This window comes from Kitasatospora sp. NBC_01560 (assembly GCF_045208415.1).
Taxonomy (GTDB): Bacteria; Actinomycetota; Actinomycetes; order Streptomycetales; family Streptomycetaceae; genus Kitasatospora.
Genome location: NZ_CP109364.1, coordinates 2,538,435 through 2,553,992, shown reverse-complemented (window position 1 = coordinate 2,553,992; position 15,558 = coordinate 2,538,435). Strand labels below are relative to the sequence as shown.

Sequence of the window (15,558 nt, the reverse complement as noted above, 5' to 3'; positions counted from 1 at the left end):
CCTGCCGGCGCCGGCCGGGGCCCGGCCCGCCGTCGTGCCCCCGGCCCCCGGCAGCGCGATGATGGAGGGGTGGGGCCGGGCGGCGGGTGTGAGGAGCCGGCGGATGAACGGATGGCTGTGGACCGGGGCCGCACTGGTGGTGGTGGCCGGTGCCGGGGCGGTGCTGGCGGCCCGGGCCGCCGGGCGCAGGCTGCCGGTGGAGCACGTGACCGAGGGCGGCCTCGACCTCTCCCAGCCGCCGGGCGCGGTCTGGGACGTACTGACCGACATCGACCTCTACCCGGCCTGGCGGCCGGGTCTGTCGCACGTCGAACGGCTCCCCGCGGCGGCGGGCGGCCGCCCGCGCTGGCGCGAGTACGACCGGCACGGGCACACCACCTACGAAGTTGTGCAGAGCGAGGCCCCGTACCGCCTGGTGACCGGCATCGCCGACCCGGACCTGCCCTACGGCGGCACCTGGACGTACGTGCTGACGCCGGCCGGCGAGGGCTGCACGCTCACCGTGACCGAGCGCGGCGAGGTGTACGAGCCGTTCTACCGCGCGATCGGGCACTACGTGACGGGCGAGGATGCCGCCGTCCACCGCTACTTGGGCGCGCTGGCCCACCGGCTGGAGTAGCGGCCGGCGCGGCGGCCCGGGCGGCCGGGCTCAGCGCACCCAGCCGCTGCGGTAGTCCGCCCAGTTCTGCTCGGTGGCCGCGAAGTCGACGTACAGGCCGACGCCGAAGTTCTGCCGGTCGAGGTCGTGGCGGCCGAGCCCGAGCCGGATGCCGCGGATGCCGGCGCTGACCGTCTCGGCGTGGGCCCAGTGGCCCCACTTGTCCTCCCGGAAGAACGGCAGGCCCATCAGCAGGTCGACGTCCTCCGGGGTGGCCTCCAGGGCCAGCTCGGTCTGGTAGGCGTTGTAGCCGCCGTACAGCGACTCGGTGGGCATGCTGGAGTCGTAGGTCATCACCGCGATCTGGTCCACCCGGCGGGCGGTCTCGCCGAAGTAGGCCTGGTCCCACCACTTGCCGTGGCCGGTGAACGCGATGCCGACGTTGTGCTGGTACGGCAGCGGGTCGATCTGCGGGGCGGCCACCGACAGCCGGGCGCCGCGGCCGGCCGTCACCGGGCGCACCTGGTCGAGCAGGGCCAGCCAGCCCGCGGAGCCGGGGCGGATCGGCTCCATGTCGAAGTGCACCCCGTCGAAGCCGAGGTCCAGCACCTGGCGGGCGGAGGCGGTGATCCGGTCGCGGGTCGGCGCGTCCTCCAGGTCCAGCGCGTCCTTCTCCGGCTTCACCTCGTCGCCCAGCCAGCTCTGCACCCGGATGCCGGGCAGCGCCCGGTGCGCGGCCTCGGTGAACCAGCCGGCCTTCGGGTGGACGCCGGGCGGCAGCGTGCCGTCGTGCTCCAGCGGTCCGGTGTGGACGTAGAGGTCGCGGATGCCGGTGCCGGCGAGCCGCTGGGCGAGCGCGGCCACGTCGGCGTCACTCTTCCGGCCGTCCACCCAGGCGTGACCCAGCCAGACGGCGTCCCGGCCGCGGGTGCGGGCCTCGGGGGAGGGATCCCCGGCGTACTGGAGCCGCAGCGCGAGCGCCCCGGCACCGAGCGGCGTCACCAGGACGGCCAGCACCAGCCCCACCACGGCCAGCGATTTCCGCCATCGGGACCATCCCCGCCAGCGGGTCCGCAGGGACCGCAGCGGCCTCCCCAGGGCCCCCGTGATCCGTCGTGCCCGTCCACCGATCGACGCCATGCCGTCGCTCCCCCCTCGCGGCCGAGCGCTCAGGATACGAAACACATCACCTGGTCCCGTCGTCGGCCGGATACCCTGGCGACGTGCGACCCCGAATCAGCGGGGACGCAAAGCCGACAGCCGTCGCACCAGGGAGAAGCCCCATGGCCACTGCAGCCGAACCGTCCATCACCCAGCAGAGTCGCGCGAACGCACTGCGTGAAGCCCTCGCCACCCGTGTCGTGGTGGCGGACGGCGCGATGGGCACCATGCTCCAGGCGCAGGACCCGACGCTGGAGGACTTCCAGAACCTGGAAGGCTGCAACGAAGTCCTCAACGTCACCCGCCCCGACATCGTCCGCTCCGTCCACGACGCGTACTTCGCGGTGGGCGTGGACTGCGTCGAGACCAACACCTTCGGCGCCAACTTCTCGGCGCTCGGCGAGTACGACATCGCCGACCGCATCGTCGAGCTCTCCGAGTCCGGCGCCCGGATCGCCCGCGAGGCCGCCGACGCGCTCGCGGCCGACGGCCGGGTCCGCTGGGTGCTCGGCTCGATCGGCCCCGGTACCAAGCTGCCCACCCTCGGCCACGCGCCGTACGAGGTGCTGCGCGACGGGTTCCAGAAGAACGCGGCCGGCCTGATCGCCGGCGGCGCGGACGCCCTGCTGGTGGAGACCAGCCAGGACCTCCTGCAGACCAAGGCGGCCATCCTGGGCAGCAAGCGGGCCCTCGCCGAGGCCGGCCTGGACCTCCCGGTGCTGGTCCAGGTGACCGTCGAGACCACCGGCACCATGCTGCTCGGCTCGGAGATCGGCGCCGCGCTCACCGCCCTGGAGCCGCTCGGGGTCGACTACATCGGCCTGAACTGCGCGACCGGCCCGGCCGAGATGAGCGAGCACCTGCGCTACCTGGCCAAGAACGCGAAGATCGGCCTCTCCTGCATGCCGAACGCGGGCCTGCCGGTGCTGGGCAAGGACGGCGCGCACTACCCGCTGTCCCCGGCCGAGCTGGCCGAGGCGCACGACGTGTTCACCCGCGAGTACGGCCTCTCCCTGGTCGGCGGCTGCTGCGGCACCACCCCCGAGCACCTGCGCCAGGTGGTCGAGCGGGTGCAGGGCCGCCCGATCGCCGGCCGCGACCCGCGCCCGGAGCCGTCGGCCGCCTCGCTGTACCAGGCGGTGCCGTTCCGCCAGGACACCTCCTACCTGGCGATCGGCGAGCGCACCAACGCCAACGGTTCGAAGAAGTTCCGCGACTCGATGCTGGCCGGCGACTGGCAGGCCTGCGTGGAGATCGCCCGTGACCAGATCCGGGACGGCTCGCACCTGCTCGACCTCTGCGTGGACTACGTCGGCCGCGACGGCGTCGCCGACATGAAGGAGGTCGCCGGCCGGCTGGCCACCGCCTCCACGCTGCCGATCGTGCTGGACTCCACCGAGCCGGACGTGCTGCGGGCCGGCCTGGAGGCGCTCGGCGGCCGCGCGGTGCTCAACTCGGTCAACTACGAGGACGGCGACGGGCCGGACACCCGGTTCGGGCGGATCGCCTCGCTGGCCCGCGAGCACGGTGCCGGGCTGATCGCCCTGACCATCGACGAGGAGGGCCAGGCCCGCACCGCCGACGCCAAGGTCGCCATCGCCGAGCGGCTGATCGCCCAGCTCACCACGGAGTACGGCATCGACGAGGGCTCGATCCTGGTCGACTGCCTGGCCTTCACCCTGGGCACCGGCCAGGAGGAGTCCCGCCGGGACGGCATCGAGACCATCGAGGCGATCCGCGAGCTCAAGCGCCGGCACCCGAACGTGCAGACCACGCTGGGCCTGTCCAACATCTCCTTCGGCCTCAGCCCGGCGGCCCGGATGGTGATCAACTCGGTCTTCCTGAACGAGTGCGTCGAGGCGGGCCTGGACTCGGCGATCGTGCACGCCTCCAAGATCGTGCCGGTGGCGCGGATCCCCGAGGAGCAGCGCGAGGTGGCGCTCGACCTGGTCTACGACCGCCGGGCGGAGGGCTACGACCCGCTGCAGAAGCTGCTCCAGCTGTTCGAGGGCGTCTCCTCGGCGTCGGTCCGGGCGTCCAAGGCGGAGGAGCTGGCCGCGCTGCCGCTGGACGAGCGCCTGCAACGGCGGATCATCGACGGCGAGCGCAACGGCCTGGAGGCCGACCTCGACGAGGCGCTGACGGAGCGCCCGGCGCTGGAGATCGTCAACAGCACGCTGCTGGCCGGCATGAAGGTGGTCGGCGAGCTGTTCGGCTCCGGCCAGATGCAGCTGCCGTTCGTGCTGCAGTCCGCCGAGGTGATGAAGACCGCGGTGGCCCACCTGGAGCCGCACATGGAGAAGTCCGACGACGAGGGCAAGGGCACCATCGTGCTCGCCACCGTCAAGGGCGACGTCCACGACATCGGCAAGAACCTGGTCGACATCATCCTGTCCAACAACGGCTACAACGTCGTCAACCTGGGCATCAAGCAGCCGGTCTCGGCGATCCTGGACGCCGCGCAGGAGCACCGGGCGGACGTGATCGGGATGTCCGGTCTGCTGGTCAAGTCCACCGTGATCATGAAGGAGAACCTGCAGGAGCTGAACCAGCGCAAGCTGGCGGCGGACTTCCCGGTGATCCTCGGCGGCGCCGCGCTCACCCGCGCCTACGTCGAGCAGGACCTCTACGAGATCTACGAGGGCGAGGTCCGCTACGCCCGGGACGCCTTCGAGGGCCTTCGGCTGATGGACGCGCTGATCGCGGTCAAGCGCGGCGTGCCCGGTGCCGTCCTGCCGGAGCTCAAGCAGCGCCGCCACGCCCGGGTCGAGGTGACGGAGCCGGAGGAGGTCAACCTCGGCCAGATCCGCTCCGACGTGTCCGTCGACAACCCGGTGCCCGCCCCGCCGTTCTGGGGCGACCGGATCGTCAAGGGCGTGCCGTTCGCCGACTACGCGTCCTGGCTGGACGAGGACGCGCTGTTCAAGGGCCAGTGGGGCCTGAAGGCCGCCCGCACCGGTGAGGGCCCCTCGTACGAGGAGCTGGTGGAGACCGAGGGCCGCCCGCGGCTGCGGATGTGGCTGGACCGGTTGCAGACCGAGGGCTGGCTGGAGGCGGCCGTGGTCTACGGCTACTACCCGGCCAACTCCAAGGGCGACGACCTGATCGTCCTCAACGAGGACGGCACCGAGCGGACCCGCTTCACCTTCCCGCGCCAGCGCCGCGGCCGCCGGCTCTGCCTGGCGGACTTCTTCCGCCCGGAGGAGTCGGGCGTGCAGGACGTGCTGGGCCTCCAGGTGGTCACCATGGGCAACCGGATCTCCGAGGCGGCCAACGAGCTGTTCGCCAACAACTCCTACCGCGACTACCTGGAGCTGCACGGCCTCTCGGTGCAGCTGGCCGAGGCGCTGGCGGAGTTCTGGCACGCGCGGGTCCGCTACGAGCTGGGCTTCTCCGGCGAGGACCCGCAGGACGTCAAGGACATGTTCGCGCTGAAGTACCGGGGCGCCCGGTTCTCGCTCGGCTACGGGGCCTGCCCGGAGCTGGAGGACCGCGCGAAGATCGCCGAGCTGCTGCGGCCCGAGCGGATCGGCGTGGTGCTCTCCGAGGAGTTCCAGCTGCACCCCGAGCAGTCCACCGACGCGATCGTGATCCACCACCCGGAGGCCAAGTACTTCAACGCCCGGTAACTCCGGCGTCGCGCCCCGTTCGCCCTTTTCGGGCGGACGGGGCGTATCCTGGATCATCCTGAACGGGCCGGTCCGCTCACAGCAGCGGGCCGGCCCGTGCCATCCCCGGGGGCCGGCGCCGGTCGCGCCGCCGGGGGTACCGACGGAAGGACCCCACCATGACCACCACCGCCGCCACCCGCGTTCTCGACCACGGCGACGGCCGGGGCCTGCAGGCGGTGCTGCTGGACATGGACGGGACCCTGGTGGACACCGAGGACTTCTGGTGGCAGGCGGAGGCCTCGCTCTTCGCCGAGCTGGGCCACGTGCTGGACGAGAAGGACCGCGCCCAGGTGGTGGGCGGTCCGATGAGCCGGGTGATCGACTACCTGCTCGCCGCCACCGGGGTGGACCTCGCGCCGGCCGACCTGACCGTGCTGATCAACCAGCGCTTCGTGGACCTGCTGGCCGGTGGCGTGCCGCTCATGCCGGGTGCCGAACGGCTCCTCAACACCCTGGCCGCGCACGGGGTCCCGGCGGCCCTGGTGTCCGCCTCGCACCGGCACGTGATCGACATCGTGCTGCAGTCGCTGGGCGCCCACCACTTCGCCTTCTCGGTCGCCGGTGACGAGGTGCCGCGGACCAAGCCGCACCCGGACCCGTACCTGGAGGCGGCGCGCCGGCTGGGCGCCGAGCCGGGCCGCTGCGTGGTGGTGGAGGACGCGCCGACCGGCGTCCGCTCGGCCGAGGCGGCCGGCTGCCCGGTGATCGCGGTGCCGTCGGTGGCGGTGATCGAGCCGGCCCCCGGCCGGCTGGTGCTGCCCTCGCTGGAACAGGTCGATCTTGAGCTGCTCCGCTCGCTGGTCGCCTCGCGAGTGTGATTGTCGTCTCATTGCGCAGGGCTCCTACCGACCGGTAAGCGACCGCGGTCGTCCGCTGCCGAGGTCCGTCCGGGGAGAAAACGGGCATTGACTGACAACTCGTAGGATGGCCGGATCCTCACCACACCCTTGTGTCCCAACTGTCACCTTTACGGGTATCGGTGGTGCGTGTTCGATATGGCACGCTACTTCAGTTCGTTCCCCACACCCCGCGCGTGCCGCCGCCGCTGACGGTCAACCCCGTCCTGCCCGCGGTCGCACCGCAATCGGCCCGCGCGCGCCCCGCTACCCCGTAGGCGCAGCGAAGCGCGGACCACCGGCCCCCCGGCCGGCCCGCACCCAGAAGGACGCGACCCGTGAAGACTTCAGCTGAACGACTGGCAGCGCTCGGCTGCGCCGGCCTGGTGGCCGTCTCGGTGGCCGGCTGCGGCTCGGTCACCGACGCCGTCAAGGGGGACGGCGGCAAGGCGATCACGATGGGGACCACCTCGGTCACCAACGTGCTGGACCCGGCCGGTGCCTACGACGCCGGCTCGTGGCTGCTGCTGCGCAACACCTTCCAGTCGCTGCTGTCCTACCCCGCCGCCTCCAGCGCGCCCGGCCCGGACGCCGCGCAGTCCTGCGAGTTCACCGGCGGCGACGCCACCCAGTACCACTGCACCCTCAAGGCCGGCCTGAAGTTCTCCAACGGCCACCCGCTCACCGCCGCCGACGTGGTCCACTCCGTCGAGCGGACCAAGAAGATCAACGACCAGAACGGCCCGGCCGGCCTGCTGGAGTCGATCAAGTCGGTCGAGGCCAAGGGCGACACCGAGGTGATCTTCCACCTCTCCCAGCCCGACGCCACGCTCCCGGCGAAGCTGGCCGGCCCGGCCGGCGCCATCGTCGACCACCAGGTCTTCCCGGCCGACAAGCTGCTGTCCAACGACAAGCTGGTCGGCTCCGGCCCGTACAAGATCGACTCGATCGAGGCGATGGACGTCGAGGGCGGCGCGAAGGTCCCCGGCAAGGTCGTGCTGTCGCCGAACGACAAGTACACCGGTGAGGCCAAGCTCCGGAACAAGAAGTTCGTCCTCCGGTACTTCGACAAGGCCGCCGCGCTGAAGTCCGCGCTCGACGACGGCTCGATCGACCTCGCCGACAACGGCCTGGAGCCCAACACCGCGGCGCAGATCCGCTCCGAGCAGCAGGGCGGCAAGACCGACCTGCAGGTGGTCGAGGGCGACAGCAACGACACCCGGTACATGGTCTTCAACACCAAGGACGCGACCGGCGCCAACGTCGCCGTCCGGCAGGCCGCGGCCCAGCTGATCGACCGCAAGACGCTCGCCCGTGACATCTTCGCGCGCACCGTCCAGCCGCTGTACTCGATGGTCCCGGCCGGCGTCACCGGCCACAGCACCTCCTTCTTCGACAAGTACGGCGACCAGGACCCGGCCAAGGCCAAGGCGATCCTGACCGCCGCCAAGGTCCAGACGCCGGTCAAGCTCAACCTCAGCTGGTCCCGCTCGCGCGCCGAGGGCGCCGAGGCCGACATGCTGAAGAAGCAGCTGGAGGCGGGCGGCCTGTTCCAGGTGACGGTCCAGCACGAGGCCGACTGGGACGTCTACAAGAAGGGCTGGACCGAGGGCAAGTACCAGGCGTACCTGATCGGTTGGTTCGCTGACTACCCGGACGCGGACAACTACGTCGCGCCGCTGGTGGTCGACGGCGGTGCCTACCACCACGGCTGGGACGACCCGCGGATCAGCCAGAAGCTGGTGCCCGAGAGCCTCAAGCAGGCCGACCGGGGCGCCGCCTCCTCGACGTACGGGCAGATCCAGAACATCGTCGCCGAGAACGCGCCGCTGATCCCGCTGTTCCAGAACAAGTCGTTCTACGTCTCGAAGTCGTACATCACCGGCGTCGAGTCCACCGTCGACACCACCGGCGTCTTCCGCTTCTGGGAGATCGGCCGGATCGGCAAGTAACCGGCGCGCGCGCCGGGACCCGGGCGACCGGGACCCTCAGCACGGTGGCCCGTCCGATCCCCCCAGGGTGCAAGGGGATCGGACGGGCCACCGTCATGTCCGGGTCCTACAGGGCGCCCGGGCGCACCAGACCGCTCTCGTAGGCGTACACCGCCGCCTGCACGCGGTCGCGCAGCTGCAGCTTGGTCAGCACGTGGCCGACGTGCGTCTTCACCGTCGTCTCGCTGACGAACAGCTCCGCCGCGATCTCCGCGTTCGACAGGCCGCGCGCCACCAGCTTCAGCACCTCCAGCTCGCGCTCGGTCAGCGCGTTCAGCGCCTGCGGCGGAGCCTCCTCGCCCGAGGGCAGCTTGGTGGCGTACATGTCCAGCAGTCGTCTGGTGATGCTCGGCGCCAGCATCGCCGCGCCGTCCGCGACCACCCGGATCGCCTGCACCAGCTCCTCGGCCGGCACGTCCTTCAGCAGGAAGCCGCTGGCCCCGGCGCGCAGCGCCTCCACCACGTACTCGTCCAGGTCGAAGGTGGTCAGCACCAGCACCTTGGCCGGGCCGTCGCGCCCCGGGCCGGCGATCCGGCGGGTCGCCTCCACGCCGTCCATCCTGGGCATCCGGATGTCCATCAGCACCACGTCGGGCTGCAGCGCCCGCACCTGGTCCAGCGCCTGCTGACCGTCGCCGGCCTCACCGACCACCACCAGGTCGGACTCGGCCTCCAGGATCATCCGGAAACCGGTGCGCAGCAGTGGCTGGTCGTCGACCAGCAGCACTCGGATCGTCACCTAGGACTCCTTGTTCATCGGATCCCCCGTGGGATCGTCGTCGACGGACGTGCGCGCCCGGGCGGGCCCGGGCAGCGGGTACGGCGGGGGAGTGCCGCCGAACTCCGGGCAGCTCGCCCGGTGGTCGCACCAGTCGCAGAGGCGGTTGCGGGTGGCCGGGAAGTCCCCGGTGGCCACCGCCTCGGTGATCCGCTCCCAGAGCGCCTGCAGCTTGCGCTCCACCGCCAGCAGGTCCGCCTCGTCCGGGTCGTAGCTGACCACGTCCCCGCCCCCGCCGAGGTAGACCAGCTGGAGCCGCTTGGGGATCACGCCCTTCCAGCGCCACACCACCAGGGCGTAGAACTTCATCTGGAACATCGCCTTGCCCTCGAAGTCCCGCGAGGGCGCCCGGCCGGTCTTGTAGTCCACCAGCCGGACCTCGCCGCTCGGGGCGACGTCCACCCGGTCGATGTAGCCGCGCAGCAGCAGCCCGGACTCCAGGGCCGTCTCGACGTACAGCTCCCGCTCCACCGGGTGCAGCCGGGTCGGGTCCTCCAGCCGGAACCACCGGGTGACCAGCTTCTCGGCGTCCGCCAGCCAGGTCGTCAGGGCCGTGCCGTCCGGGTCCTCCGGGAAGAGCGAGACCAGCTCCGGCCGCTCGCCGAGCAGCCGCTCCCACTGCGGGCGCAGCAGGCCCAGCGCACGGTCGGGCGTCCGCTCGGCCGCCGGGCTGTCGAACAGCCGCTCCAGCACCGCGTGCACCAGGGTGCCGCGGGTCGCCGCCGGGCTGGGCGGCTCCGGCAGCCGGTCGATCACCCGCAGCCGGTACAGCAGCGGGCAGGTCAGGAAGTCCCCCGCGCGGGACGGGGACAGGCCGGTCGGAGGTGCCGCCGGGCGGGCCGCGGCCACGGGGGCACTACTGGTGTCGGTCTGCTGCATACCCCGACCCTATTGCCCCGTGCTGTCATCCCGCTGCCACGCTGCTGCCAGACAGCCTCCGCAGTGGGTATGAAGCCTGGCAGAGGGGCGCGCGCCGCCCTGCGGCCACGATCACGTAGCGTGGGCGCACCGGCGCACGGCGCACGCCGGGGGAACCGACCGAAGGGATCACGGTGAGCGACAGCAGGGGCCGGCAGGCCTCCGAACAGCCACCGCACGACGACGACGGCGACCGCCGGCCCGGCCCGCCGCCGGAGGAGCCGGAGCGCCGCACCGGCATCCTGATGGGCCGCCCGTTCGGCGTGCCGATCTACGTCACCCCCTCGTGGTTCGTCATCGCCGCCCTGATCACCTGGGTCTTCGGCGGGCAGCTCGACCGCGTGCTGCCCGGCCTCGGCGCGACCCGCTACCTGGTCGCGTTCTCCTTCGCCGTCGCCTTCTACGGCTCGGTGCTGGTGCACGAGCTCGCCCACACCCTCGTCGCGCTCCGCTACCGGCTCGGGGTGCGCCGGATCCAGCTCCAGTTCTTCGGCGGCGTCTCCGAGATCGAGAACGAGGCCGAGACCCCCTGGCGGGAGTTCTGGCTGGCCTTCGTCGGCCCGCTGCTCTCGCTGCTGCTGGGCGGCCTCTTCTACCTCGCCATGCAGGCCGTCGAGCTCTCCACCGTGCCCGGCGTGCTGCTCACCGGCCTGATGGTCTCCAACGTCGTCGTCGCCGCCTTCAACCTGCTGCCCGGCCTCCCGCTGGACGGCGGACGGATGCTGCGGGCCGTGGTCTGGGCCGTCACCGGCCGGCCGATGGCCGGCACGGTCGCCGCCGCCTGGGTCGGCCGGGGCCTGGCCGTCGCCGTCCTGGTCGGCCTGCCGCTGATCAGCTCGGCCCGCGGGGTCGAGCGCACCACCACCGACACGCTGGTCGACGCGGTGCTCGCGGCCGTCCTGGCCGCGATCATCTGGAACGGCGCCGGCGCCAGCCTGCGCAACGCCCGGCTCAAGGAGGCGCTGCCCGGCCTGCGGCTGCGCGACCTGGCCCGGCGCACCGTCGAGGTCACCGCCGACACCCCGCTCGGCGAGGCCATGCGCCGCGCCCGGGAGGCCGAGGCCGGCGCCGTCGTGGTGATCGACGGCCGGGGCGAGCCGATCGGCATCGTCAGCGAGGCCCAGGTCCGCGCGGTGCCCGAGCACCGCCGCCCGTGGATCGCCGCCGGCGCGCTCTCCCGCGACCTCGAAGCCGGCCTGCGGCTCTCCGCCGACCTCACCGGCGAGGACCTGCTGCGGGCGGTGCGCACCACCCCGGCCGGCGAGTACCTGGTGCTGGAGGCGGACGGCCGGGTGTACGGCGTCGCCGCGCTCACCGACATCGAGCAGCGCCTGACGGCGGCCGTCACCGGCAGATGATCACCGTGGTCGGCCGGAGCGGCTGCTTCCCTTAGGATTGTCCGCATGTCCGAACCGACCGGTGCCACCCGCCGACGCGGGCCCTTCCAGGTCGGGGACCAGGTCCAGCTGACCGACCCGAAGGGCCGCCACTACACGTTCACGCTCCAGGCCGGGAACCAGTTCCACACCCACAAGGGTGCGTTCCCGCACGACGAGCTGATCGGCGCCCCCGAGGGCACGGTCGTGCGCACCACGGGTAACGTCCCGTACCTCGCGCTGCGCCCCCTGCTCCCCGACTACGTCCTGTCCATGCCCCGCGGCGCCGCCGTGATCTACCCCAAGGACGCGGGGCAGATCCTGGCGATGGCCGACATCTTCGCCGGTGCCCGCGTGGTCGAGGCCGGCGTCGGCTCCGGCGCGCTCTCCAGCTACCTGCTGCGCGCCGTCGGTGACACCGGCATGCTGGCCTCCTACGAGCGTCGGCAGGACTTCGCCGACATCGCCAGGAGCAACGTCGAGCGGTACTTCGGCGGACCGCACCCGGCGTGGAAGCTCACCGTCGGCGACCTCCAGGACAACCTGGTCGAGGCCGACGTCGACCGCGTCATCCTCGACATGCTCGCCCCCTGGGAGTGCCTGGACGTCGCCTCCAAGGCGCTCGTCCCCGGCGGCCTCATCTGCTGCTACGTGGCCACCACCACGCAGATGTCCAAGACCGTCGAGGCGCTGCGCGAGCACGGGACCTACACCGAGCCGCAGGCCTGGGAGACCATGGTCCGCACCTGGCACCTGGAGGGCCTCGCCGTCCGCCCGGACCACCGGATGATCGGCCACACCGGCTTCCTGCTCACCGCCCGGCGCCTCGCCGACGGCGTCGAGCCGCCGCTGCGCCGCCGCCGCCCCGCCAAGGGCGCGTACGGCGAGGACTACGACAACGGCACCCCGGAGCGCAGCCTCCAGGAGCGCGCCGCGGCCCGTGCCGCCGCCCGCACCGACGAGGACGGCCCGACCGACCTCGGCTGACCCTACGCGCCGCAGGGGGTGGTACACCGGGCTTTCCCGCCCGTGTACCACCCCTTCGCGTTACCCGCGCACCCGGGCCACACCGCGGCCGCCCCCGTGTGGGACGATGCTCGCTCACACCCCAAGCGCAGACAGCCCACTGGAGGGGACGCCTGGTGGAGACCGCGGTCGAGGCGACGCCCGAGCAGCAGACACCGCAGGGCCGCGGCGGGCCGGCACACGCCCGCTCCGCCCCCTGGCACTGGGCCCTCGCGATCGCCGGCAGTGCCGCCGTGGTCGCCACGGCGCTCGCGGCCGGCCCGGCCACCGGCACCCCGGTGCCCGCCCGGGGCACGCCCAGAGCCCTCCCGGCGGCCGCGGCCCCCGACCCGGCCAAGGCCGAACTCCCGCTGGACTGCGGCCCGTTCCCGGTGAAGATATCCGTCAGTTTCGCCGCCGACCTCGGCGACGGACGCCCCGGCACGGTCGCGGCCGCCCACTGCGCGGCCGAGAACGGCACCCCGCCGGACGCCGTCTTCCTGCTGGGCCCCGGCACCGCCGGCCGGCCCGCGGTGCTCGCCACCCTGGTATCCGAGCGCGAGAACCTCACCGTCAGCCGGCTCGGCCTGCGCAGCGACGGCGTCATCACCGGCCACGCGCAGGGGTATTCCGGCGACGACGTGCCGCGGTTCAGCCCGGACATCTCACTGGACCTCACCTGGACGCACAAGAGCGGTGGCTGGGAACGCTCCCAGGCCACCGCCCCGCTCAGCCGGACCTGAGCCGGGATCTGAGCCCCGTTCCGCCCGCCGCGCCCGCCCGGGCCGGTACGCCCGGGCCCGGCGTGCCTACTCGGCGTCCGGCCCGTACACCTCGACCCGGTCCGTGACCCGGCGCACGTGGATGCAGTCGCCGGGGCACTCCTTCGCCGAGTCCACCACGTCCTGAAGCAGCGTCAGCGGCACCGGTGCGGTCTCGCCGGGCTGCTGGCGCAGCTCGTCGTCCGCTCCCTTGACGTAGGCCAGCCCGTCGATGTCGAGCTCGAAGACCTCGGGCGCGTACTGCACACAGATGCCGTCGCCGGTGCACAGATCCTGGTCGATCCACACCTCCAGCGGCTCGCCGGCCTTCGCCTCTTCGGTCACCGACATGGTCCCCTGCCGTTTCTGTCCCGGGTCGCCCCTTATCGGAGGCAATCCCGCCATTCGTACAACGATCGGACCGGAAGTCTCGGTCCCGATCGGATATCGACTCGCTCGACGATACATCTGGTCCGCTTTGGGTGGTGCGCGGTGGGTATCTCCTTAGCAGAGGGGAAGCACGCTGGGGCGAAGATCGGACACGCCCGTTCCATCTTTCTTGATCTAGGGGTTTACGGACCCCTGGTCCCAGGTAGGGTCTGGAAGCGTCCAGCTCCCCGGAGGAGGTGAGGACCGTGGCAGCCCACGATGACGACTACAACCGCAGCACCGGCAGGCCCGCTCGTGGTTCCGACGAGGCCGCTCAGGTCTCGTACCTTGAGCAGGAAATCGCCGTGTTGCGCCGCAAGCTCGCCGACTCGCCGCGCAATTCGAGAATCCTCGAAGAGCGGATCGTCGAGCTCCAGACCAACCTGGCCGGCGTGACCGCCCAGAACGAACGGCTCGCCTCCACCCTGCGTGAGGCCCGCGACCAGATCGTGGCCCTCAAGGAGGAAGTGGACCGGCTGGCACAGCCCCCGGCCGGATTCGGCACCTTCCTCAGCCAGAACGAGGACGGCACCGCCGACATCTTCACCGGCGGGCGCAAGCTCCGCGTCAACGTCAGCCCCAGCGTCGACCTCGACGAGCTGCGGCGCGGCCAGGAAGTGATGCTCAACGAGGCCCTCAACATCGTGGACGCGATGGCCTTCGAGAGCATCGGCGACATCGTCACCCTCAAGGAGATCCTTGAGGACGGCGAACGCGCCCTGGTCGTCGGCCACACCGACGAGGAGCGGGTGGTGCGCCTCGCCGAACCGCTGCGCGAGATCACCATCCGGCCGGGGGACGCCCTCCTGCTGGAGCCGCGGTCCGGCTACGTGTACGAGGTCGTGCCCAAGTCCGAGGTCGAGGAGCTCGTCCTCGAAGAGGTCCCGGACATCGACTACCGCCAGATCGGCGGCCTCAGCAACCAGATCGAGCAGATCCGCGACGCGGTCGAGCTGCCGTACCTGCACGCCGACCTCTTCAAGGAGTACGAGCTGCGCCCGCCCAAGGGCGTGCTGCTCTACGGCCCGCCCGGCTGCGGCAAGACGCTGATCGCCAAGGCGGTGGCCAACTCGCTCGCGAAGAAGGTCGCCGAGGTGACCGGCCGGCCCCAGGGGAAGAGCTACTTCCTCAACATCAAGGGCCCCGAGCTGCTCAACAAGTACGTGGGCGAGACCGAGCGGCAGATCCGCCTGGTCTTCCAGCGCGCCCGCGAGAAGGCGAGCGAGGGCACTCCCGTCATCGTCTTCTTCGACGAGATGGAGTCGCTCTTCCGCACCCGTGGTTCCGGTGTCAGCTCGGACGTGGAGAACACCATCGTCCCGCAGCTGCTCGCCGAGATCGACGGCGTGGAGGGCCTGGAGAACGTCATCGTGATCGGCGCCTCGAACCGCGAGGACATGATCGACCCGGCGATCCTGCGGCCCGGCCGCCTGGACGTCAAGATCAAGATCGAGCGCCCGGACGCCGAGGCCGCGAAGGACATCTTCTCCAAGTACCTCAAGGACTCGCTGCCCTTCCACCCGGACGACCTCAAGGAGCACGACAGCTCCGTCGACGCCACGGTGGCGGCGATGATCCAGGCGGTCGTCGAGCGGATGTACACCGAGACCGAGGAGAACCGCTTCCTGGAGGTCACCTACGCCAACGGTGACAAGGAGGTCCTGTACTTCAAGGACTTCAACTCCGGCGCGATGATCCAGAACATCGTCGACCGTGCCAAGAAGATGGCCATCAAGGACTTCCTGGACCACGGTCAGCGCGGTCTGCGCGTCTCCCACCTGCTCGCCGCCTGCGTGGACGAGTTCAAGGAGAACGAGGACCTGCCGAACACCACCAACCCGGACGACTGGGCCCGGATCTCCGGCAAGAAGGGCGAGCGGATCGTCTTCATCCGCACGCTCGTCACCGGGAAGCAGGGCGCCGAGTCCGGCCGCTCCATCGACACCGTCGCCAACACCGGGCAGTACCTGTAACCGCGTGGTTCCCGGACCCGCGGCAACCGGGACCGGCACCCGCCGGTCCCGGAACGGCACG

At 71.7% G+C, this 15,558-nt stretch carries 12 protein-coding genes; 8 read left to right on the top strand and 4 right to left on the bottom strand.

Features of this window, described 5'->3' with window-relative positions:
• Window positions 1-103: 103 nt before the first annotated feature.
• On the top strand, window positions 104-619 hold the full coding sequence (locus OH807_RS10710; protein WP_406196850.1) for an SRPBCC domain-containing protein: 516 nt from the start codon (window positions 104-106) through the stop codon (window positions 617-619).
• A 30-nt stretch (window positions 620-649) separates the two neighbouring features.
• Here OH807_RS10710 and OH807_RS10705 read toward each other — a convergent pair whose 3' ends face one another.
• Window positions 650-1,627, bottom strand: coding sequence for a hypothetical protein (locus OH807_RS10705; protein ID WP_406196848.1), 978 nt, complete (start codon window positions 1,625-1,627; stop codon window positions 650-652).
• Window positions 1,628-1,881: 254 nt separating this feature from the next.
• Between OH807_RS10705 and metH the strand changes: the two genes are divergently transcribed.
• From metH to OH807_RS10690, 3 genes are all read left to right on the top strand, one after another.
• A complete protein-coding gene (gene metH / locus OH807_RS10700; RefSeq protein ID WP_406196846.1) occupies window positions 1,882-5,388 on the top strand; it encodes a methionine synthase in 3,507 nt (1,168 codons plus the stop codon).
• 158 nt (window positions 5,389-5,546) lie between these two features.
• A complete protein-coding gene (locus OH807_RS10695; RefSeq protein ID WP_406196844.1) occupies window positions 5,547-6,248 on the top strand; it encodes an HAD family hydrolase in 702 nt (233 codons plus the stop codon).
• A 356-nt stretch (window positions 6,249-6,604) separates the two neighbouring features.
• Entirely contained in the window at window positions 6,605-8,218 is a 1,614-nt protein-coding gene (locus OH807_RS10690) for an ABC transporter substrate-binding protein (protein ID WP_406196841.1), read from the top strand.
• Between the two features lie 106 nt (window positions 8,219-8,324).
• Here the strand turns inward: OH807_RS10690 and OH807_RS10685 are convergent, their stop codons facing one another.
• Both OH807_RS10685 and OH807_RS10680 read right to left on the bottom strand, forming a co-directional pair.
• Window positions 8,325-8,996 (bottom strand): response regulator transcription factor, encoded by a 672-nt coding sequence (locus OH807_RS10685; RefSeq protein WP_030299918.1) that lies wholly within the window; start codon window positions 8,994-8,996, stop codon window positions 8,325-8,327.
• Window positions 8,997-9,914 carry a RecB family exonuclease gene (locus tag OH807_RS10680; RefSeq protein WP_406196839.1) on the bottom strand — a complete coding sequence of 306 codons (918 nt, stop codon included), beginning with the start codon at window positions 9,912-9,914 and terminating at the stop codon, window positions 8,997-8,999.
• 173 nt (window positions 9,915-10,087) lie between these two features.
• Between OH807_RS10680 and OH807_RS10675 the strand changes: the two genes are divergently transcribed.
• From OH807_RS10675 to OH807_RS10665, 3 genes are all read left to right on the top strand, one after another.
• A complete protein-coding gene (locus OH807_RS10675; RefSeq protein WP_406196837.1) occupies window positions 10,088-11,311 on the top strand; it encodes a site-2 protease family protein in 1,224 nt (407 codons plus the stop codon).
• Window positions 11,312-11,356: 45 nt separating this feature from the next.
• Window positions 11,357-12,316: a tRNA (adenine-N1)-methyltransferase gene (locus OH807_RS10670; RefSeq protein WP_406196834.1), complete on the top strand. Its 960-nt coding sequence runs from the start codon at window positions 11,357-11,359 to the stop codon at window positions 12,314-12,316.
• Window positions 12,317-12,471: 155 nt separating this feature from the next.
• Entirely contained in the window at window positions 12,472-13,077 is a 606-nt protein-coding gene (locus OH807_RS10665; RefSeq protein ID WP_406196832.1) for a hypothetical protein, read from the top strand.
• Between the two features lie 66 nt (window positions 13,078-13,143).
• On the opposite strand, the gene OH807_RS10660 is transcribed toward OH807_RS10665, so the two are convergent.
• On the bottom strand, window positions 13,144-13,446 hold the full coding sequence (locus OH807_RS10660) for a ferredoxin (protein ID WP_406196828.1): 303 nt from the start codon (window positions 13,444-13,446) through the stop codon (window positions 13,144-13,146).
• Between the two features lie 284 nt (window positions 13,447-13,730).
• Between OH807_RS10660 and arc the strand changes: the two genes are divergently transcribed.
• Complete coding sequence (gene arc / locus OH807_RS10655) at window positions 13,731-15,497, top strand: proteasome ATPase (RefSeq protein ID WP_406196826.1); 1,767 nt, start codon at window positions 13,731-13,733, stop codon at window positions 15,495-15,497.
• Window positions 15,498-15,558 lie beyond the last annotated feature (61 nt).

Excerpts from the sequence above, each read along its gene's own strand:
- OH807_RS10695 (WP_406196844.1), top strand. The coding sequence starts at position 5,547 with ATGACCACCACCGCCGCCACCCGCGTTCTCGACCACGGCGACGGCCGG.
- OH807_RS10680 (WP_406196839.1), bottom strand. The coding sequence starts at position 9,914 with ATGCAGCAGACCGACACCAGTAGTGCCCCCGTGGCCGCGGCCCGCCCG.
- OH807_RS10710 (WP_406196850.1), top strand. The coding sequence starts at position 104 with ATGAACGGATGGCTGTGGACCGGGGCCGCACTGGTGGTGGTGGCCGGT.
- metH (WP_406196846.1), top strand. The coding sequence starts at position 1,882 with ATGGCCACTGCAGCCGAACCGTCCATCACCCAGCAGAGTCGCGCGAAC.
- OH807_RS10660 (WP_406196828.1), bottom strand. The coding sequence starts at position 13,446 with ATGTCGGTGACCGAAGAGGCGAAGGCCGGCGAGCCGCTGGAGGTGTGG.
- OH807_RS10670 (WP_406196834.1), top strand. The coding sequence starts at position 11,357 with ATGTCCGAACCGACCGGTGCCACCCGCCGACGCGGGCCCTTCCAGGTC.